This window comes from Chryseobacterium foetidum (assembly GCF_025457425.1).
In the GTDB taxonomy this organism is placed as follows: domain Bacteria; phylum Bacteroidota; class Bacteroidia; order Flavobacteriales; family Weeksellaceae; genus Chryseobacterium; species Chryseobacterium foetidum.
This window is the reverse complement of the sequence record NZ_JAMXIA010000001.1, coordinates 3046831-3066911: the sequence shown is the minus strand read 5'-3', so window position 1 is coordinate 3066911 and position 20081 is coordinate 3046831. Positions and strand designations below refer to the sequence as shown.

17 protein-coding genes are annotated in these 20081 nt (G+C 36.5%); 4 read left to right on the top strand and 13 right to left on the bottom strand.

Going from position 1 to position 20081, the window contains the following annotated elements:
• Positions 1 to 11: 11 nt before the first annotated feature.
• The 13 genes from NG809_RS14265 to tssO (NG809_RS14205) form a co-directional block, all read right to left on the bottom strand.
• Positions 12 to 2231, bottom strand: coding sequence for a type VI secretion system Vgr family protein (locus tag NG809_RS14265; RefSeq protein ID WP_262151736.1), 2220 nt, complete (start codon positions 2229 to 2231; stop codon positions 12 to 14).
• A 191-nt stretch (positions 2232 to 2422) separates the two neighbouring features.
• Positions 2423 to 2827, bottom strand: coding sequence for a type VI secretion system tube protein TssD (gene tssD, locus NG809_RS14260; RefSeq protein ID WP_262151734.1), 405 nt, complete (start codon positions 2825 to 2827; stop codon positions 2423 to 2425).
• Between the two features lie 242 nt (positions 2828 to 3069).
• Entirely contained in the window at positions 3070 to 3474 is a 405-nt protein-coding gene (gene tssD / locus NG809_RS14255) for a type VI secretion system tube protein TssD (RefSeq protein WP_262151732.1), read from the bottom strand.
• A 368-nt stretch (positions 3475 to 3842) separates the two neighbouring features.
• Positions 3843 to 4247, bottom strand: a complete 405-nt coding sequence (gene tssD / locus NG809_RS14250; protein ID WP_262151730.1) for a type VI secretion system tube protein TssD — start codon at positions 4245 to 4247, stop codon at positions 3843 to 3845.
• Positions 4248 to 4386: 139 nt separating this feature from the next.
• The gene (locus tag NG809_RS14245) at positions 4387 to 5340 is read right to left on the bottom strand and encodes a hypothetical protein (RefSeq protein WP_262151728.1); all 954 of its coding nucleotides are present in this window, start codon (positions 5338 to 5340) and stop codon (positions 4387 to 4389) included.
• Between the two features lie 568 nt (positions 5341 to 5908).
• Positions 5909 to 6712 (bottom strand): hypothetical protein, encoded by an 804-nt coding sequence (locus tag NG809_RS14240; RefSeq protein ID WP_262151727.1) that lies wholly within the window; start codon positions 6710 to 6712, stop codon positions 5909 to 5911.
• A gap of 76 nt (positions 6713 to 6788) precedes the next feature.
• Positions 6789 to 7892 (bottom strand): hypothetical protein, encoded by a 1104-nt coding sequence (locus NG809_RS14235; protein ID WP_262151726.1) that lies wholly within the window; start codon positions 7890 to 7892, stop codon positions 6789 to 6791.
• A gap of 17 nt (positions 7893 to 7909) precedes the next feature.
• Positions 7910 to 10333, bottom strand: coding sequence for a peptidoglycan DD-metalloendopeptidase family protein (locus NG809_RS14230; RefSeq protein WP_262151723.1), 2424 nt, complete (start codon positions 10331 to 10333; stop codon positions 7910 to 7912).
• An 18-nt stretch (positions 10334 to 10351) separates the two neighbouring features.
• Complete coding sequence (locus NG809_RS14225; RefSeq protein ID WP_262151722.1) at positions 10352 to 10855, bottom strand: DUF4280 domain-containing protein; 504 nt, start codon at positions 10853 to 10855, stop codon at positions 10352 to 10354.
• Positions 10856 to 10962: 107 nt separating this feature from the next.
• Positions 10963 to 13365: a type VI secretion system protein TssR domain-containing protein gene (gene tssR / locus NG809_RS14220; RefSeq protein WP_262151720.1), complete on the bottom strand. Its 2403-nt coding sequence runs from the start codon at positions 13363 to 13365 to the stop codon at positions 10963 to 10965.
• Between the two features lie 50 nt (positions 13366 to 13415).
• Complete coding sequence (locus tag NG809_RS14215; RefSeq protein ID WP_262151718.1) at positions 13416 to 14324, bottom strand: PKD domain-containing protein; 909 nt, start codon at positions 14322 to 14324, stop codon at positions 13416 to 13418.
• Between the two features lie 30 nt (positions 14325 to 14354).
• Positions 14355 to 14876, bottom strand: a complete 522-nt coding sequence (tssO, locus tag NG809_RS14210) for a type VI secretion system transmembrane protein TssO (protein ID WP_262151717.1) — start codon at positions 14874 to 14876, stop codon at positions 14355 to 14357.
• 17 nt (positions 14877 to 14893) lie between these two features.
• Positions 14894 to 15424: a type VI secretion system transmembrane protein TssO gene (gene tssO, locus NG809_RS14205; protein ID WP_262151716.1), complete on the bottom strand. Its 531-nt coding sequence runs from the start codon at positions 15422 to 15424 to the stop codon at positions 14894 to 14896.
• Positions 15425 to 15606: 182 nt separating this feature from the next.
• On the opposite strand from tssO (NG809_RS14205), the gene NG809_RS14200 reads away from it, so the two are divergent.
• From NG809_RS14200 to NG809_RS14185, 4 genes are all read left to right on the top strand, one after another.
• Positions 15607 to 16278, top strand: coding sequence for a response regulator transcription factor (locus NG809_RS14200; protein WP_262151715.1), 672 nt, complete (start codon positions 15607 to 15609; stop codon positions 16276 to 16278).
• 84 nt (positions 16279 to 16362) lie between these two features.
• Positions 16363 to 16701 carry an HU family DNA-binding protein gene (locus tag NG809_RS14195; RefSeq protein WP_262483851.1) on the top strand — a complete coding sequence of 113 codons (339 nt, stop codon included), beginning with the start codon at positions 16363 to 16365 and terminating at the stop codon, positions 16699 to 16701.
• 339 nt (positions 16702 to 17040) lie between these two features.
• Positions 17041 to 18600, top strand: a complete 1560-nt coding sequence (locus tag NG809_RS14190) for a ribonuclease E/G (protein ID WP_262151704.1) — start codon at positions 17041 to 17043, stop codon at positions 18598 to 18600.
• Between the two features lie 755 nt (positions 18601 to 19355).
• On the top strand, positions 19356 to 20003 hold the full coding sequence (locus tag NG809_RS14185) for a response regulator transcription factor (protein WP_262151702.1): 648 nt from the start codon (positions 19356 to 19358) through the stop codon (positions 20001 to 20003).
• Positions 20004 to 20081 lie beyond the last annotated feature (78 nt).

Sequence of the window (20081 nt, the reverse complement as noted above, 5' to 3'; positions counted from 1 at the left end):
ACTTACCATTTTTAGTTTATAAAAGCATCACCACCATCAATTTTGGTTTGACCTCCTCCAATATGATTAGCAGGTGAACTAAGATCAATACCTTCAGTTGCTGCCAAACCAATTCCCTCCGCGCCAATTCCTATAATTTTTCCACTTAAAATAATAGTACCATCAGATTTGAGTGTGATAGAACTTGATCCTGTTTTTATTGTAACATTAGTATCACACTCCAAAGAAATATTTCCTGCACTATCCATCGAAAACATAGAGTTGGCAGCACCTCCGCCTTTTCCTCCCACATTAATTACATTTGTAGTTCCAGCAGAGATTTTATTATTGTTTCCCACTTCCAGACTTTTATTATTTCCAATAGTTTTTGTATCATTATTATTGGCATTAAAAGTCGCATTTCCAGCACCATCAAATTTCATATTGGCACCGCCCTGATCGGTAAGGAATACCGAACCTGCACCATCATCCAGTTCCAGTTTATTACCACTTCGGCTGCTTAAACTTTTGATATTATTCCCGGCACCGCCGCCACCGCCAACCCCACCATGAAACATTCCTCCCATTACAAAAGGTCTGTCTGGATGCTGATGAACGAAATTAACAACTACCTGATCACCAATTTCGGGAATCGCCATAAATCCTCTGTTTTTACTTACCTTATCGCTTCCACCGGCGTCCGGAGTCATTACGCGGATAAACTCTGAAGTATCTGAACCGCTTTGCCAGTCAAACTGAACTTTCACCCTGCCCTGATTTTTTGGATCGGCATTTTCTGTGACTTTTGCAAACTGAGCTTCGGCTTTAGGACTTTCAAATTCGGGTCTTGGAAGGTAACCGCTGTCTGCTGCGATGGCTTCAAAAGTCCCGGTGTAGTAACCTCTGGCATCTACCTCATGTGTGACATCGGTAATCAGTAATTTTGTGAAATATGCTGTTTCGCTGCTGTCATTTTTACGCATTTCGATATCAGCAGCACAGCCGGGATACAGAAACGGAACCGTAGTATTCCCCGAAGTAACAAATACATCTGAAGCTTTACTTCCGGCAGTTCCTTTCTGGGAGGCATCAATATCAGTAAATGATGCTGCTTTAATAGGTGCAACTCTAAGGGAAGGTGTTGTAAAAGTTTTCTGTGAAATATCGTATGCTCTTTTTGCAATATCTGACGCATGCGAAATTGAAGATTTTCCTGTTGTCAGTTTTTCATTTTTACTACTATTATAGCCATAAAAGGTAGGATTTACGTGCTGCGCTTTCATGGTAATGCTTACATCACTCACGCTGCTTCCGTATACGAGTTTTACAGGTTTTTCCTGAGGAGGAAGTTTCCCGAAATGCAGCACTTCGCCGTCATAGAAAAACTGCTCGCCATAAGCTTCTGCAATTCTTGCAAGATAGTTGTAATGCGTTTCTTCGTATTGAGAGCTGTAGGAAACATTGCCATACTGAGCATCTACTCTGAAATCAAATTTATTGGAACTGAAGGCTTCTTTAATGACCTGATCTGCAATTCTGTTAAGACTTATTTCCTGTGCACCACCAAAGCTTTGGATGTGTGGGGCTGCATCAAGAAGCACCGTCGGGCTGTATCCTTTCAATACAATATTTCCCAGACTGCCTTTTTCCTGACTAAAACCTACTTCTGTAATGACACCGACAAAGTTTCTTTCGGGACCACCTTCAACATCCTTATATTTAAAAATAACAGTAAGTCTCTTTCCTAAAAAATTCTGAGCCTCGCCGAGCTGGTAATTTTCTGCGTTGCCCAGGCTGTCATGAGCAAGAGTAAGGCTGAACTGATGATGTTTTACAGCGCTTTGTTTCAGGGTGAAATGCTTGAAGTGTGCGATGGTATATCCCTCTACTACAACTTCCAGTTTTACCACTCTGTTGATTCCCAAAATCTGACTTGTAGAGATTGAGCCTGCATTAAGAATTTTGGAGGTCGGCTGATTTGACCATAATTTATCATTTGCAACAGCTTTATTTTCCGGTAGCAAAGGCTGGTTCATAAACATTCCTGATGCTGCTGATGCCGTACCCGCCGCAGACTGAGCCTGAGAAAATTTCTGACTGACTTTCTGAGCTTTACCACCCACCTTCTGTAGCTTCTCGTTGGTTTTATCAACAGCCTGTGATGTTACAGTATCTTTAATATTCTCAATCTCCGAAGACGGTTCTACACCTTTTGGAACTGTTATTTTTGCAGATTTATTGTCTTTGAACATAGCTGATTTTTCTATTTGTGAATTTAATTTTATCCTTTAAAAGAAGGTGATTAGAAATTTCTACAAATTAAAAGATGCACGAACCGAAATCCTGAATCATTTTGAAATCACCTTAACCAAAGAATAGCCCACTTTTTACAAGCATGCTATTCTTTTTAAATTTTGATTTTCGTGGAACTGATTTTCTGCTGTTAAGATGATGGCCAAAGCCCTTCGTACGCAGAGTTTCCGTAGTTAATTTTTTCTGCTGTGATTACGAAACTTACGTACATTGAGTTTTCGTCTGTACCGTCAAAATCTACTTCATGCTGGATTACGTAACCGTTTTCCCAGTTTAAAGTAATTAAAGTTCCTTCTTCGTGAGATTTGTTGAAAGTAATTTCTCCTGTGGTAGGTTTGTATTTTCCGTTAAGGAGAGATTCCAGAATATCAGATTTTTCTGTTGCTTCTACCGTAACTTTGATGATTGCATTGGAAGGATCTGATGCCACACGTCCTGAAACGTCTGTCGATCTTGACACACTGTAATGCAGTTTCAGTAATTTCTGTCCTTCACCGCCGTTGAATTTTAAGATTCCTCTTGAATTGAGTGCCATAATGTAATTTTTTTATATTAATAAATATGTGATTATTGTTGTTGGTACCTCAAAGATAAAGCCATATGATAAGAAAACGAAGTCATAAGACATTTATTTACAAAATTGTAGTAGAACTACGACTATGAATCTTAAAAACTGTTAAATATTGATTTACAACATTTTCACAACAAAAAAGGCCGCCAGATAATTCCGGTGGCCTTCGTCCCTTAATAACTATAAAACTCTGATGAATTTTCTTTCTATGCCGACGGCCAAAGACCTTCGTAAGCAGAATTACCATAATTGATCTGCTCTGCACTGATCACGAAGCTTACATACATTGAGTTTTCGTCTGTTCCGTCGAAAGCGACTTCGTGTTGAATTACGTAACCGTTTTCCCAGTTCAAAGTAATCAATGTACCTTCTTCGTGAGACTTGTTGAAAGTGATCTCTCCGCTGGTTGGTTTGTATTTTCCGTTCAGTAAAGACTCAAGAATGTCAGATTTTTCTGTAGCTTCCACAGTTACTCTGATTAATGCGTTCGAAGGATCTGAAGCCACACGTCCTGAAACATCCGTAGATCTTGAAACGCTGTAGTTCATTTTTAAAAGTTTCTGTCCTTCGCCTCCGTTGAATTTTAAGATTCCTCTTGAATTAAGTGCCATAATATAAATTTTTTGGAATTAATATATTGTAATTTGTTGTTTCCTGTAGTTCAAAGATAAAACCACCTTTCCATTTAAATACTCAAAATATCAATTATTTGAGATTTTGTAGTAGAACTACGATTTTGTGTAGTAGAATTACGACAGTCAAAATCAGAGATTAAAAACCAGTTCTGAAGGTTATCAATTGAAAGGGTTTTATTTTAAGTCAGATGCTGAATCTATTAGCAATTTTTTCAATTGAATTTAAATTCAGACTAAGCGATTTAAGTTCGATTCTGAAAAATGGGTTAAAATAAAAAAGACTGCCAAACGGATCCGGCAGTCTTCTTCCCTTAATAACTATAAAACTCTGATGATTTCTTTTTTTATACCGTTGGCCAAAGACCTTCGTAAGCAGAATTACCATAATTGATTTTTTCTGCCGTGATCACGAAACTTATGTACATTGAATTTTCGTCTGTGGCATCAAAATCAACGGCGTGCTGAATAACGTAACCGTTTTCCCAGTTCAAAGTGATCAAAGTACCTTCTTCGTGAGATTTGTTGAAAGTAATTTCGCCTGTTGTTGGCTTGTATTTTCCGTTAAGCAGAGATTCCAGAATATCTGATTTTTCTGTAGCTTCCACGGTTACTTTGATGATTGCATTGGAAGGATCTGAAGCTACACGTCCTGAAACGTCTGTAGATCTCGATACGCTGTAGTTCAGCTTTAATAATTTCTGTCCTTCGCCTCCGTTGAATTTTAAGATTCCTCTTGAATTAAGTGCCATAACTGTAAATTTTTTAAAATTAATATTTTGTGATCTGTTGTTTTTGGTATTCCAAAGATAGAACCACATTTTTGAAAATTAATCCTAAAAATCAATTATCTCAGATTTTGTAGTAATTCTACGATTTTGTGTAGTAGTTCTACGACTTTTCTATTTCTCTGGCTTTAAAAACAGTGGTGTACAAGGTTCCAAATTCCTTTTCTACAAGGGTATAACGGTAATTCTGAATGATTCCGTTTTCTCCATCGAGATGATATTCTGATGTAAATCTAATTTGCTCTTCCTGCGTTTTCAAAGCAGAATTAAGAACAATATGATCATCCTGAAATCCTTCCTGCAAGAGAGTGAGCGGCAAGTATGAAATCGCCATTGGGTATTCTGACCTACCATTGATGAAGTGCTTTCTGAACTGGGCGAAATAGGTTTTTAAAAACCAGTCACCATTCATTTTATCATTAAAAATCTGAGGACTGGCAATGCTGAATTCAAATTTATCCAAATAAATCTTCGCAAATTCATCAGGAAACTGATCTTCAAGACTTGCTTTTATATTATGAAATTTTCTTTTCACCTCATCACTAAGTTTTGCTTCAAGAAGATTTCCCTGCTCCGAAACCGCCAATTCTATTGGATTAATCGACTGAGTGCAGGCCGCAGCAAGCGTCGACATTTTGGTTTGGTTCTGCTCATTGATTTCCGTTTTCGAAAAATTAAAATAATGGATATTTTCAGCCTTACCTTTCCACTCCAGATGGATGTTGTAGGAAAATTTAGAAATCTTCTTTTTCCCATCGGTTTCAGAAGTTTGTATAACCGATACTTTGTAACTTTTTTTAAGATTTTCAGGATTAAAACTGATCTTTGGATTGCGGTTGGCAAGTTTGTGAGGTGCGTCATTTTTTGAGTTGTAAAAACTCACTTTATTAAGGTCAGGGATGAGCAGTTTTCTGCCCGGCAACAGATCATCCTGTATGAAATCATACGGCATGCAGTGAGAATTATGAAATTCTTTCAGGTAAACCGGATTTTCAAGTTTAATTTTTTTCGAAATGATTTCCAGTGTCTCGCCTGGCAAAATAAAATGAATATTCATGCCTTAATTTTCAGAATTGATGTGTAAAATCAAGCAACAAATTCTAAACCTTTTTGTTGAAATTTATTTCTTAATTAAAAGATAAGTTTTTTTTCACCAACCGTTTTATCGATGTAATTGCTTTTCACAAAATATTGATTTTCCTTTTTATGAATGATAAAGGTTGAATCTCTTTGGTTTTTTAATGACAAAATAATTTCAGATCTATTTTGATTTAAAATAACCAGGTCTTTCGAGATTTGCCCGATATAGGACTCTAATTTAAATGTTGCCGATTCCCGTTTCAAGTCAATATAGATCATTCCCCAACCTCTGGGATCGCCAGATTCTTCTTTTATTCTGAGAAAGTTACAGGTATAAAGTCCGGACCAATCTGCATTTTTATTTTTACCTATTTCTGTTTTTCCCCGATCATTATTGAATCGTTCAAATCTGGTCGGGACTTCGCTGCAACTTTATCCAACGAGGAATCTGTAGTTGACTCATATTTTTTCGATACTGTTTTTTCGCAGGAAAGGAGAACCGTCAATGGAAATATCAGAAAAAATATTTTATTGTTCATCAAAAATTAATCGAGATTATAAATGATCTGTCTCTTTACATTTTGACCTTTTTTCATCAAATGGATGTCAGTAATTCCACCTTCATAAAACATTTCAATGTCGATTTTATTATTGCCTGGCATGTATTTGATGTCAATGATTCCATTTTTGTTAATCTTATGTGTCGTTGCAATTTTGGGAATTTTTTTTAAAAGAAACTGGGCATCTTTAACCAGAGATTTTTGTACCATTTCTTCATAAACCTGCTCTAAAGAAGCACCAGAAATCAAACATTCCTCACCCCGGAGCATTGTACCCTTAATTTCTTTACATTGGACATCGGCTTTGACAGAAACTTTATTCTGTAATTCTTTTTCACTCAGTCCACAGATGTTCCTGTAGTCAGATTCTTTGAGAATATTTTTATCAAAACTCAACACCATTGGATCTTCAGCATCAGATGTAATGTCGAGAAGTTTATCGCTATCGGGTAAAAAATGAAGCCATGCGACTGTATTTTCAGTAATGCGTGTGCCTGTAGGCGAATCACTATCTGTATTTTTCACATAAACCTCCAGAACAATTTTATCATCCGAAACATCTTCAATTCTAATGAAAATATCTTTATAATTTTTAAGTGCTGCAAGATTACTTGAAAGTAAAATTTTCTTAAAAAATTCTTCGCAATAAGGATTGGACTTATGAGTTGCACCTTTCTCAGTTTGAGAACTTTCTGTTTTTTGTACCTCATCTTTTATTTCCGGTTTATCCGCTGCTTTCTGGCAGTTTAACAATAGAAGTGAAAAAAGAGCCACAATAGTACGCATCATAATAAATGAAAGCTTTTAAATAACTCAATAAAGATAATTATCCTGAGTGAAAATCACAAAATGACTTAGAATTAAATTATCTCCTTTTTAATTTCAGTAAAAAATTACCATCAACATCTTCAAATTTTATCTTTCCAAAATCTTTCTGCGTCCATACTTTTGAAGGTATTTTTTTTTCGTGGTTACTTTTATCAAAATATTCTTCACCATATTTATGCAGCCAGATTTTATTCTGCTCTACTTTAAAGGTGATAAATCCTGAGACCAAAACATTGTAGTCGTAGCATGACTGCAGTTCTACAGTAAAATAAGAATCTTTGGTTACGACATTTGAAAATCCTTCAGAGGTGCAGTTTCCATCATTTGAAAATATGAGTTTTGAATTACTGTTTTCACGCCAAGAGCCGTCATTTCCAGATAACAAGACTTTTATAGGAAGTCCAAAATGTGACTTTTCGAAGTCATCTTTTGCATTTTCATTTTTGAAAATCTGAATTTTATCGGTTTTTCCATCTTTATTGAGATCTGCAGAAAATTCATTTAACAGATCGGAATCATTTTTATCTTCAACCGCATTTTTAAGTTTCAAAAGATCTTTGTTTTGACTATCTGTTGAAATGGGATACGGCTCATCATTCACAAAATCACATTTTTTTCCGGATTTTTTATTTATTATGAAAAAACGGGCTGCATTTTTGCCGTCTGCTACAATTTCTCCATCGTTACAACTGTTATCTTTCAACATCAAAGCCCTGTCGTAACTAAAACTGTTTTGAGAAAAACGGTATACCGTAAAATTGGGAAATTCTTCAGTGTAACCGGGGAGAAAGAGATATCCGTCTTTTCCATTATAAAGAATCCTTATATTTTTCTGTGCAGAATCATAATCTGAATCATAAGTAAAATTATAGATAACCTGCTGGAAATCTTTGATGGTTTTGTTTTTATAATCCGTTTTCAGATAAGCGCGCTCATCTACAAATTTAATTTTAAATAAAAAACCGTTGAACGAAATTTCGAGATAATTTTCAGAATCTTTTGTATAATCAGATTTTGAGGTGAATCTTACCTCTTTATAATCCTCAGCGGCAGCCGTCGTCACCAAAGTTTTTGCAGCGATATTGCTATCTTTCCCCTGGCATGATAAAATGCAGAGGATACAATATATTATAACTAACATTTTTGATTTCATCATAATTAAATGCCTTCAAAGTTAATGACTCTTCCACCTTCTGCAGTTGTTTTCTGTCTGAGAGTATCTGCTGCAGACTGCGCAGCAGGCCCTTTGAAATGAACGTAATAACCAGGATTACAACGGTAATTGAGACCGTGGCCTACTGCATAAATTGTGGTAAATATTTCGAAATGTAAATGGGGAGCACAAGTGCCACCTCGTACACCGGAAACTCCTGTTTTTGCAATAACCGCTCCGGCTTCTACCTCTGCTCCTTCTGTCACTAAAACTTCATTTAAGTGAGCGTAGAATAGATAAATATCCTGCTGCTTGTCAAAAGAAGGTCCCTGAATAATCTCTCCCCTATCGGTATGCAGACGTACATATTCTCTTCTGTGATTGAAAAAAGATTCTTTGTCTGTAATTTTAATGGTCACTGTATTTCCATAGCCATTGTGCCATGTAGCTTTATGCACAATTCCTTTTGTGCAGGCAAAAACGTCTTTACCGACCTCAGCGAAAAGATCCAGACCCTGATGAACTCCGCCGTTTCTGGTTCTCCCGAAAAGTCCCCAGTTTTCTCCAACCGTGCCTACACCACCGTTACCACTTTGCATATACAAAGTTGAAATCGGATTATCAACAGGCTCGTGCCAATTTGATGGTCCGGCTGGTGTGGCGGCTGCAGCAGTATCTCCGGTACACAATTCAAGCTGGAAAATATTGATCATATTCTGCAAATTCTGCCATCTTGCATTTCTTGTCGGAGTCTGGCTGTTCACAATATCAACAATATTATCCAGGTCTGCTCTGGTAACGCCTGCATCTGCCTTTGTTTTGCATCCGTATTCCTCCCAATACGCCATGCTGGCAACAGTTCCTTCCCTTAGATTATTGATATTGTTGGCGTTGATATCGATTCCAAAGGATGGATAATCGTTGTCAATTCTTGTATTAATTCTTGTATATTTTTCTTTACCTGTAATCTGAATAATACCTCTTCCACGATAATTCCAGCCATCTCCACTTTCTATACTTCCATTTCCCAGATCTTCCCTGTTGGCATAGGCAATATTGGCAATCATTTCCTGATTTGCTGCCTGCTGGCGGAGATTTGTCTGGCGGTAGGTACGTCTCAGCATTTCTATATTTCTGTCATCAATCCGTCCATGCTGAAATGCCAGATCATTTGGTGCTCCCCGAAGTCTTCCTGTGGTACTGAATCTTGAAAAATGGAGAGGTAAATTTTCTACAGGATAATTCAGGCTTTCACCATTACTTACATTTACAGACGCACCAATTTCCTGTAAAACCTGTGCAAAAAAATGAGCTTTCTGACGGCATTTATCTAAACCAAATTGTTCATTTGCCTCATTAAAAGCATTCATAATTGCAGATTTTTCCTCTAAGGTTGCCTCTGTGAAAATTTCATTCACTTCCGTAAGCGAAAGAACCTTACACCTTGGGCACTCACCCTGTACAGTATTACCTTCAACCGTCGTAACGGTTCTTCCACCGGCAGTCGGCTGTGCAGGCGATTGCTGAGGCTGTACTGTTCCCTGTGCTTCACCCCAGTCCCAAAGTTCAAGATTATTCCACCAATTGCGTACGTTGTCCATAATTCCCTTTTCTTCTTTTTGGGATTGTGGTTTTTCTGCAGCAGGAGAATTCTGAGCCCGTGGCGGAGTATTTCCATTTTGATTTTGAGTGGGCTGTGCGGGTCGATTATTCGTTGAAGGTCTTGGCTGCGGACGGGGTGGCGTATGAAGCGGGTTGTCTACATTTACATTGTTGGTAGCATGTTTGTTGTGCGAAAAATATTCTACTGTAACGTAAAATTCAAGTTTTCCGGGATCGGTTTCGCCCTGCATTGCCTTCTGCATCAAAGCTCTGGTTAGCATAAATTCTGCCGTGGCAGTTCCCTGTCGGTTTACAGTAGCTTCTTTGGTTTCAATTAAGAGATTTCGTGAATTGTGTCCTTCAATATCCGCATCATCTTCCCAAAGACTGAATTTAAGTTTTTGCCCTCCCAAATTAACTGTTTCCGCACTTGCTACAAGCTTTTCTGTATAGCTGAAAGTCGTTCCCGGCGTATCATCAATATATTTTAATTCTACTTTATTAATTCGGGGAACTGCTGCTGGCTGAGGGTTGACTTCTATCGTTGAAGCACCATCGCCTTCAGATTCGTAGAGGTAAGCCTCGATTCTGTAAGTATGCCGATGTGCAACTTCCCCAAAAGTAAAAGTTCCAACACCCGTTTTTTTTATGTTGGTCGTTGTGAATCTGCCGTTTTCTCTTTTTTTAAATAATTCCCAGGTAACGTTGGCTAAATTTCTCTGGTTTTGCGGGGTCGCTGGGTACCAATCTGTAATAGTATAAGTGGTAGCTTCTCCAATTTTTGGTGAAGCATTTCCTGAAATTCTTGAAACTCCTTTTTTTGACATGGTGAAAAGAAAATTAGGTTAATAAGCGTCTATTTCATTTTCTGAAACAGTTTCCTGATAGTCATTCATATCCACCAAAGGATTGATATGCTGAGCCGTCTTTGCATCAGCATTTTTCACATTACTTTTACTCATCTCGCCCCGCTGGCCGTGATCTTTAATGGTTATTTTCCCTCCGGTAGTGCATTGCAATTCGGAAACTTCCGTCACGGCTTTTTTACCCATAACCAAAACTTTATCATAGGTTTTCTGCCATTTTCCAGCTGGGGCATAAGCACATGGTAGATAGCCGCCGGAACTTGGCTTAAGTTTGCACTTTCCGAAACTGGGACCTGAAGGTTTGAACTGTAAATCATCTTCGGTTACAGCAAGATAATCTGCTTCACCTGCAGAATCATTCCAGTAATGTTTTTCATGTACACTTACGATATGCTGAGGGAAAAGATCTCCCTGATCACACTGACATGTTCCCTTCTGGACAACGAAGTGCTTGCCATCATGGGATGATGATTGAGTAGACATATTCTGCGAAATTTGGTACTCAAAGATAAATAAAACTTATTTAACATAAAAAAAACGGAAACAAAAATTTCCGTTTTAACATATTACTATTGAATCAGATACAATTCCTAATGCTTGTTATACTTCGGCTCTTCGGTTGGAAGCATTGTCGGCGTAAAATATTCGTTCAACCAATAGAATGTCTGACCGTTATGCTGAATTTTAACCGCAGGGTTATTTCTGTGTGTAAGCATTCTGTCTGCAAGAACTTTATAGTGTTTAAAATAAGATTTTGCTGCTTCAGGATCAATAATATCAGATTTTCTCCAGGCTTTCAGTTTGTATTTTGCCATCATCTCTTCCTCTGTAAGATCAAATCCTGTCGAAATTCCTACTGCGTAGGCCATTGGCTGCTCAGTAATATCAACATCTTTAGCAAATTCGAGGGTTGGATTGTATTTTTTAAGTAATTTCACATATTCCTTTATGGCTCTCGACTGCTTAAAATCTGTACGTGCTGCGCCTGTATTTTCATAAACTTCCTGATAGAAGTTTTTCAACTGATCATACTCTTTATCTGAAATCAAAATTCCTTTTTCCAGTCCGGGTTTGTAATCTCTCAAATCTTTAGGAATATAGCCTTTCGCCAAAAACGGATTACCATAATTGATCAGCTGAGCCGCAATACCGTGAGGAACCGGATTTGTAAGACCAGGATATAGATATTTATACTTAAAATCGACATCCGTGTGCCCTGCTCCCACAGAAGAATGGAAGTTTTTGTGAAGCGATTCATCAATAAGCTGGTTGTCCAGACTTACTTGTGCAATCAAACTGTCAACAGACTTTTTCAAATATCCGGGTGCTGCAACATCTCCTTTTTTAGGAAAAATTACAAATCCCTGAGACATACTTTGCTTTGGAAAATCCAAAGAATAGAATCCCTCATCACCTTCCACCAGATTAAAATTGTTCTTGGTCAAAACATCCTTTTGGTCGATAATTTTCTGCTTTTTTAGTTCAGCTGAGTTTTTGGCTGTGTTGGTTACAATGTTTTCTGCCATCAGTACAAAATCATTGTAAGTATCTGCTGATCTGGCATTGGTCTGGAACATAATAAGACGTGCCTGAGCCAATGTAAGAGAATTAATTACATCGTACATGTTTCCCGCACGACTTGCTGAAGAACCAATGGTAACCACAATATTGGTTTCATCAGGAAAAACGGCAAGCATATTTCCTGCAGCCGCGAGACCTTCAGTAAGAGGCTGATTGGTATTGCTTCCAGGGCAATTCATTTCATTCATCTTATCATCGATGAACTTTGTAATGTTGTTGTAATCTGCTGACAGACCTGAAGGAGCAACATTTTCACCACAAGAATTGTTTTTATACAAAACTGTTGCATATTTTACTTCATTAAAATAAGAAGGCTTCTCAAATCTCAACTGTAGATCCTGTAAAAGAGATTTTACGATTGGAGCATAAGAAGCATTGGATGGACTAATATCCAAAACAAAAACTATATTTAATTTTCTGCTTTTTTCGGTAATCTCTTTATATCTGTCAAAATAAACCGGTTCACCCAATACGTTAAAAACATAATTTTTACTGTAATCCAAAACATTGGTGAAATATTTTGTTTTGTACTGAGGTGTTTCTGTTCCGCTTAAGGTCAAGGTGACAGGGAAAATATTTTCCAATGGCGGTCTTTTATTTACATCTGTAAGCAAAACAGCAGTCCTGTCTTCTGTAGTATTCACACCGGGAGCACCTTCGTGTATTCCCAAAGCTGATTCTTTTATGCCGGCTGTATTTTTCATTTTTACGGCAGATCTTTCACCCCATGAAGAAATCACATTTGAGCTCACCCATCCGTATAGCCCAGTGCTGATGCTGTCGATATCCAGATCCGGTTTTTTACCGACCAAAAATCTCTTGTTGTTTTCTGCCTGTTTGTAGACATACACCATCTGCCCGTTTGGAATTTTAACGTTCGCTGCTTCGGTGAGTGCGGGAGAATTAAAAACAAGAATAGAATCGTTTTTATAATAATTTTCAGAATTACGGATCACATCACTGTTGCTCGGGAGTACAGCTACCTTCGCAGGATAACCTGTTTTTTCACTTTTAAGAGAAGACGTCCAGAGCAGAAGTTCAGATTCCGGAATCCAGCCATATGTTTTTACTGATTTTGGAGAAACTTTTTTGGTCATCAGTGCATCAGAATTGTATTCTGCTACTTTAAGCATGCCGTTGCGTTCTTTCAAAACCATCAATGGTTCCAAAAACTTAACATCCTTGTACGATTTTTCATCGTTTTTATCAATGTAAGCCGTATTTCTTGAACGGTCTGAAATCACAATCCATGGAACAGATTTTTTCGGGAAACCATCTACTATAGGATTGGTATCAATTTGCCCGTATCTTTTGGGTTCAGGGGTTTTTGCAGAGGGAAGTTTTACATTGCAGGCTGTGAGTAAAATACCTAATCCGGCATAACAGGCGGCAAGAGGGAGTTTATTTTTCATCTTAATGATCTTTATGATTGGGAGCAAAATTTTCAGGTTTGCTTTTTTGGTTATTTGGTTTGATTGATTTCTACTTTTGTTACGCAGTTCTGGCTATCATCAAAATTCAGCTTAACGGTTTGTATGACCATATTTTTATCAAACTGAAGCCCAGCGCAGTAGAGGTAGAAGTTATTGATTTTACTGTCATTCACACTTACAGTTGCGTTTTCGTTATTACACAAATACTTATTCAGCAGATAGTTGTAATTCAAGTTAAAACTGTTTCCGTTGGCGATCTGCTGAAGACGGTATTTAAAATCATTATCCATCTTCTGATAATTATCATCAATTTTCAGTTCTGCATCATCCAGTTGATCATAGGCCGGTAAAATTGTAATTGCATGCTGGATGGGTGCTGTATTTTCGTCTGTGGAAAGTGTGACAACATAGTTTCCAGGTTTTGAATAAGTAAAGTAAGCGAGTTTGTCTTTTGAATCTATATTTCCAGTCTCCCCAAACCTCCAGGTAAACTGTTTAGCGTCTGAAATAGCTTTAAACTGTACATTTTCAAACTGCCGCGCCTGTGAAACGGCATCAATCCTCGTGAACGAAGGGATGCTGTCATTTTTGACGGCTTGCTGCTGAGAAACTAAAATTCCGAAGTTTTTAGAATATTTATTGTCAATAATCAAAGTAACCTGATAATAGCCTGGTTTTTTATAGAAATGTACTCCATTTGATTTATCTGAAGTACTTCCATCACCAAAATCCCATCTTTTTGTTTTTGCAAAAGCGGTTTTGTCTGCAAAAAACAAACTATCACTCACATTCACCGTTTTAGGATAAACTTCTGCAACAATATCATCGGCAGAATTTATCGTTTTTTTCTGGAACCATAATGCAATCAGTGCCGCAATGAGCAATGTCGCAATAACACCGATAACGATGTTTGTTCTGTTTTTCTGAAAATAGTTCATAATAAATTTTTATAATATAGTTTGTGTTTGTTATTTGCGGTTGTTGAAAGAATTTCTGCGGTCGATGAGCTGATCTTTATTTTTTTGAAACCCAATAGTACATTCTTCATACTCTCTTTCGTATTTGATCACGTTTTCTTTTTTCTTGGCAAGCCATTTTTTGTCTTCAAGAAACATTTTATAGAATTCAGCAATTACGGGATATCCCACTTTTCTATCATCATTAATACTTGCGTTCTCAAAAGAATTTTTAATTGTGCTGATATCATAGTCAATCTGACTTTCCTTCACCGGATCGGGATTTTTTTCTGACAGTGAAGCTATTTTGGCAAAAGTACTGTCCACAATGGGTTGTGTGATTTTCTGCTGAATATCAAATTTATTTTTTTGTTCCAGTGTCTGTACCTTCAGTATATCTGCCTCTGAAAACGGAGATCTGAAATGATTTAAAAATATAATACCTAAAAGTATAAGCGCCAGGAAAAGCATTAGAATTAAGTACAAAAACTGATAGCGTTTTTCCTGTTTTGATAATGTAATGTGAGCCTGCATAGTTTAATTTTAAAAAATTAACGTCTCCGTCCTGTAAAAACACGTGAAGGATCCTTTCTAAGAGCACCAATAATCTGCTGATCTTTATTCTGGCAATTATTCAAAAGCCTGAGAATTGACTGCTCATCATTATTAGCAGTGATTATATTGCTTTTAAGCAAAAGCATCTGATCTACTTTTTTGATAAGAACATTATAGTGTTTGAAATTTGTTGCGCTGTCTTCACCCATGATAGCTTTAGCTTCACGCATTTTGCGCATAACAGATTCACGCAGATAAAAGTCATTTTCCACCTGATTTGATCCCAGAAGTGACATGTTGTACTGAATACTGTCAAGAGAGATTTTAAGAAGCTGATTTTTGTTGAGAAGTTCTTCGTAATCCCTTACTTCTTTGGCAATACCTGCTCTTTGTGTATCATAACTTTTGAAAAAGAAATAAACTGCTGTAAAGGAAACAGCAGAGAGAACAATAAATGAAATGACAAATCGCAAGATCCCTGTGCGAACGTCACTCCTGTTTAATTTTTTATCATTATAAACAGACATATTATGTGTTTGGTTTTTGGTAGCTGAAAATTATAAAAAAAAACCTTACTCACAAAAAAAATTAGCATTAAATATTGTTTTTATGAATGGAAACATTGCATTAAATTGTATTTAACAAAGTTTTTTTTACACATTTCGGAGAATTTTCTTAATTTGTACGCACCAAACCTCACAAACATTAAATGAATAAAATTATCGCAGGTACCGTTCGGTTTTCTATTGCGGACAGTGACTATTATTTTAAAAAAATAATGATAAAATCGCTGTTAGACAATCCTTTTTACATGCTGTTGAACGATTGTAATAACGGTCACGAGTTGATTAACAGAATTTACCGCCGTCAGGAAGACGTTTTCATCATTGAACTTTTCATGCCGGTTCTGAGCGGTCTTGAAGCCATCAAAATCATCCGTAAAAACAATGCGGAAACGCCCATTATCACCTATTCAGGGATGTATCAGGAAGATATTGCGGAAATACTTTCTGAGATCCCGAATGTGTATTACTGCCAGAAAAACAGTCTTATTATAAAAGATATCATCAAGGGAATGACCAAAGCAGAATTGTTTGATTACGCTGCGTACACCGAACAATGGAAACAACAGCCACTTTCTGTGCAGGAGTATATGAACAGACAGAAAAACAGTCAGGATGAGCTGTCACCTTCAGAAATCCAGCTGATGAAATTTTGTTATGAAGGTCTCAGCAACAAGGAAATTGGCGAACAGCTCAATCTCAGCACCCGCACCATCGACACTTATATCAACAGACTGACAGAAAAACTGGGTCTTAAAACCAAACTGCACCTCATCAGATTTTGTGTAGAGAACGGATATTACAACAGCAGCATGTGATATTTAAAGATTAATTCACATTAACTTCACCCGATATTCATCTCCGAAAACTAAAAATATTTTTTACTAATTTGCTAATATTCAATTTTTTTAACTAAATTTGCACACCTAAAATTTAAAATTACACAGGAAATGACAAAGGCAGAATTGGTAAACACCATCTCAAATAAATTGGGAACAGAAAAGAATGAAACACAGAAAGTTGTAGAGGCGTTTATGCAAGAAATCAGAACTTCTATGTACAATGGTGATAATGTTTACTTAAGAGGTTTTGGATCATTCATCGTTAAAACCAGAGCAGCAAAAACGGGAAGAAACATCTCTAAGAACACTGCAATCGAAATACCTGCACACAATATTCCTGCTTTCAAGCCATCAAAATCTTTTGTGGAGAAAGTAAAAACTAAAGTTGCAGTAAAATAAATTAATAGAATATTAACTAGTTATTAAAAAATTAAAATTATGCCAAGCGGAAAGAAAAGAAAGAGACACAAGGTAGCGACTCACAAGAGAAAGAAAAGAAGAAGAGCGAACAGACATAAGAAGAAATAATCTCAACTGAGATTTATAATATAATAATATAGTTGGTGTTTTATTTTTATTTAATAATCACCGACTATATTTTTGTTTGTGCAAAGTGTGATACTGAGGAGACTGAAAATAATCTTTAATTATTTTTCAATAATTTAACATTTTTATTAGTAATTTTAAAAATTAAGATTTCTATAAATCCTCAATCTAAAAAAAATATCTTACAACAAAATGAAGACAGAACTGCTAGTTTCGCATGAAGACGATTTCACCAAAATTGCTTTGCTGGAAGACGGAAAACTCTGCGAACTTCATGAGGAAGAAGACAAAAACAACTTTGTAGTAGGCGACCTGTTCATTGGTAAAGTAAAAAAACTTGCTCCAAACCTTAATGCAGCATTCGTAAACATTGGGTATGAAAAAGATGCATTCCTGCATTATCAGGATCTTGGACCCCAGTTTCTTACCTATAAAAAATTTCTGAAAGACAGCATTTCAAAAAAACAGAGTTCTTCGAGCCTGAAGAATTTTGAAATTCAACCTGAAATCGACAAAAACGGTCTCGTAGACAAGGTAATTGCAAAAGACGATATCGTCATTCTGCAGATCACCAAAGAACCTATCTCCACAAAAGGACCAAGAATCTCCACGCAGGTATCGCTAACGGGCCGTTTTCTGGTACTTATCCCTTTCGACAATAAAATTTCTGTTTCAAAGAAAATAAAAACAACGGAAGAAAAAGAACGCCTGAAAACGCTTATCGACAGTATTAAACCTGAAGGATTCGGTGTAATCATCCGTACTGTAGCCGAAGGAAAAAAAGTAGCTGATCTTCACAATGATATGAATCAGCTGGTTCAGAAATGGGAAAGCACTTTTAAAAACATTCAGAAAAATAAGGTTCCTTCAAAGATCCTGAGCGAAGATGATAAAGCATCTGCAATCCTTAGAGATAATTTCAATCAGGACTTTGTGAATATCATTTGTGATGACGAGCAAATGGTTTCTGAAATGAAGGCATACCTCGAAGTTATCGCTCCGGAACGTAAAAACATCGTACAGTTTCATGGTTCACACATTCCTCTTTTGGAACATTACAACGTAGAAAAGCAGATGAAACAGAGTTTTGGGAAACATGTAAATATCCCAAGCTCGAAAGGTGCTTATCTGGTTATTGAGCATACTGAAGCACTGCACGTGGTAGACGTAAATTCCGGCAACAACATCAGCCTTGGAAGCACAGCCAACCGCGAGCACGCCCTTAATGTCAACAAAATGGCCGCTACAGAAATTGCGAGACAGCTGAGGCTTCGTGATATGGGAGGAATCATCGTTGTAGATTTTATCGACATGACGAATCCCGAGCACAGAAAAGAGCTATACGAGCATTTCCGTAATGAAATGAGCAGAGACAAAGCCCGCCACAAAATTCTTCCTCCAAGTAAGTTTGGACTGATCCAGATTACAAGACAGAGAAACCGCCCCGAAAAACAGATTGAGACCAGCGAAGAAAACCCGAACAAAGACGGTGAGATCGTTGCTCCAATCGTAATCGTTGAAAAAATGGGTGATACCCTGAGAACGATTTTACAAAAAGAAAAAGGAAAACTCTTCCTGCACGTACATCCTTTTGTTGAAGCTTATTTAACGAAGGGAATTAAAAGTATTCAGATGAAATGGTTCATCAAATACAAAAAGTGGGTAACGATCATCCCAAGAGACTCTTTTAAATACCTTGAATACAAGGTTTACAATTCTAAAAAAGAAGAGCTCGCAAGTTACTCCAACTAAGAAAAATCTACGATCCGTCTCGTCTGAGGCGGATTTTGTTTTTATCATGTTTTCTATCAAACACTTAAAGATCAAATTTAGTCACGGTAACATCACTGAAAATTTTTTTTCGATTATGCTCTAATAGAACCGCTTCCACAGAAATCGCTTCTGTATTAAATACTCTGTAAAACAAGATTATAAAATACTTTCTTAAACCCAGAATATAATTTTGATTTTATTTTGAGAAGTATTTTTAAGATGTATCTTTTTAGAATGACTTGCAGGATTATGCCTTTGATTCAAAGAAATGAAACTTATAGATATGATCTTTGTTTTGGATTGTTAATTCATGTATTTAAAGGGGGAAAGTTATATGAAATCACTACTCTCAGCAGAGCTTAAGATAATGTTACAAAACTACATCTTTCAAACTTTATTTTCTTAAAACTGTAATTCACTTTCGTTTTCTGTGAAAATTTTTCTTGCCATAACCTAATTTTTGACTTTTAAGTACAGAAAAAATCGATGTTTAGCTTTCAGATGTCGGAGAAATTTTATAGGTCTTAAGTCCAGTGTTTCCTATTCACACAATAATTCGGATCGTTTGTTATGCGCCTATTTCAGCGAGAAATTTAGAATTTATATTTTTTGCAGTATAATTAGATACATATTAAAATATACCACATTAAAATTATTTATGTGTAATATTTTCAGTAAATATTTGCAAATTAAATAAATTTTATTAATTTTAAAAACTTCTAACACACACCTAGATGAAATCAAATTTAATAATCTTTGATCAGCCTGCAATCTACGCAGAAGGCCTATCCAAACTTCTCTCACAAACAGAGTTTATTGATCAGATTCAGGTTTGCAGCTGCCCGCTTAATTTGAAGGAATACCTCAGAACAGGCGGTTTTGATTTGTTGATGTTCAGTTCTAATATGATGATGCTTTCTGAGATCTATCAGACTGCCGAGGAGATGAAACAGAATAATCCCAACCTGAAAATCATCATCATTGGCAATGATTACGATGTAACTTCCATCCGGAAACTTTTCAACAAAGGAATTACAGCCTATCTGGATAAAAGAAGCTCTTTTGACGAGTTTACAGACTGTCTGCAGGCTCTCGCAACCGGAGAAATTTTCCTGTGCTCTCAGGCAAAAGAAAAGATGATCAGTTTTGTGAGCAACGGCAAAAATTTTGAAGTCACACAAGCTAAAGAATCACTCACCAAAAGGGAAACTGAAATACTTAAACTAATCTGTGACGGCCTCAGCAGTAAAGATATTTCTGTAAAACTTTTCATCAGCATCAACACTGTAGAAACACACCGAAAAAAGATTTTAACCAAACTGAATGTAAGAAATTCTGTAGGAATTGTAAAGTACGCACTTGAAAACAATCTAATAGAATAAAATCATTATTTTTTTATCTAACAAAAAAGTCAAAACCATTATAAGTTCTGACTTTCTTTTTTTTTAATACAAAGATAT

Coding starts and splice junctions, on each gene's coding strand:
- NG809_RS14265 (WP_262151736.1), bottom strand. CDS start 2,231: ATGTTCAAAGACAATAAATCTGCAAAAATAACAGTTCCAAAAGGTGTA.
- tssD (WP_262151734.1), bottom strand. CDS start 2,827: ATGGCACTCAATTCAAGAGGAATCTTAAAATTCAACGGCGGTGAAGGA.
- tssD (WP_262151732.1), bottom strand. CDS start 3,474: ATGGCACTTAATTCAAGAGGAATCTTAAAATTCAACGGAGGCGAAGGA.
- tssD (WP_262151730.1), bottom strand. CDS start 4,247: ATGGCACTTAATTCAAGAGGAATCTTAAAATTCAACGGAGGCGAAGGA.
- NG809_RS14245 (WP_262151728.1), bottom strand. CDS start 5,340: ATGAATATTCATTTTATTTTGCCAGGCGAGACACTGGAAATCATTTCG.
- NG809_RS14240 (WP_262151727.1), bottom strand. CDS start 6,712: ATGATGCGTACTATTGTGGCTCTTTTTTCACTTCTATTGTTAAACTGC.
- NG809_RS14235 (WP_262151726.1), bottom strand. CDS start 7,892: ATGTTAGTTATAATATATTGTATCCTCTGCATTTTATCATGCCAGGGG.
- NG809_RS14230 (WP_262151723.1), bottom strand. CDS start 10,333: ATGTCAAAAAAAGGAGTTTCAAGAATTTCAGGAAATGCTTCACCAAAA.
- NG809_RS14225 (WP_262151722.1), bottom strand. CDS start 10,855: ATGTCTACTCAATCATCATCCCATGATGGCAAGCACTTCGTTGTCCAG.
- tssR (WP_262151720.1), bottom strand. CDS start 13,365: ATGAAAAATAAACTCCCTCTTGCCGCCTGTTATGCCGGATTAGGTATT.
- NG809_RS14215 (WP_262151718.1), bottom strand. CDS start 14,324: ATGAACTATTTTCAGAAAAACAGAACAAACATCGTTATCGGTGTTATT.
- tssO (WP_262151717.1), bottom strand. CDS start 14,876: ATGCAGGCTCACATTACATTATCAAAACAGGAAAAACGCTATCAGTTT.
- tssO (WP_262151716.1), bottom strand. CDS start 15,424: ATGTCTGTTTATAATGATAAAAAATTAAACAGGAGTGACGTTCGCACA.
- NG809_RS14200 (WP_262151715.1), top strand. CDS start 15,607: ATGAATAAAATTATCGCAGGTACCGTTCGGTTTTCTATTGCGGACAGT.
- NG809_RS14190 (WP_262151704.1), top strand. CDS start 17,041: ATGAAGACAGAACTGCTAGTTTCGCATGAAGACGATTTCACCAAAATT.
- NG809_RS14185 (WP_262151702.1), top strand. CDS start 19,356: ATGAAATCAAATTTAATAATCTTTGATCAGCCTGCAATCTACGCAGAA.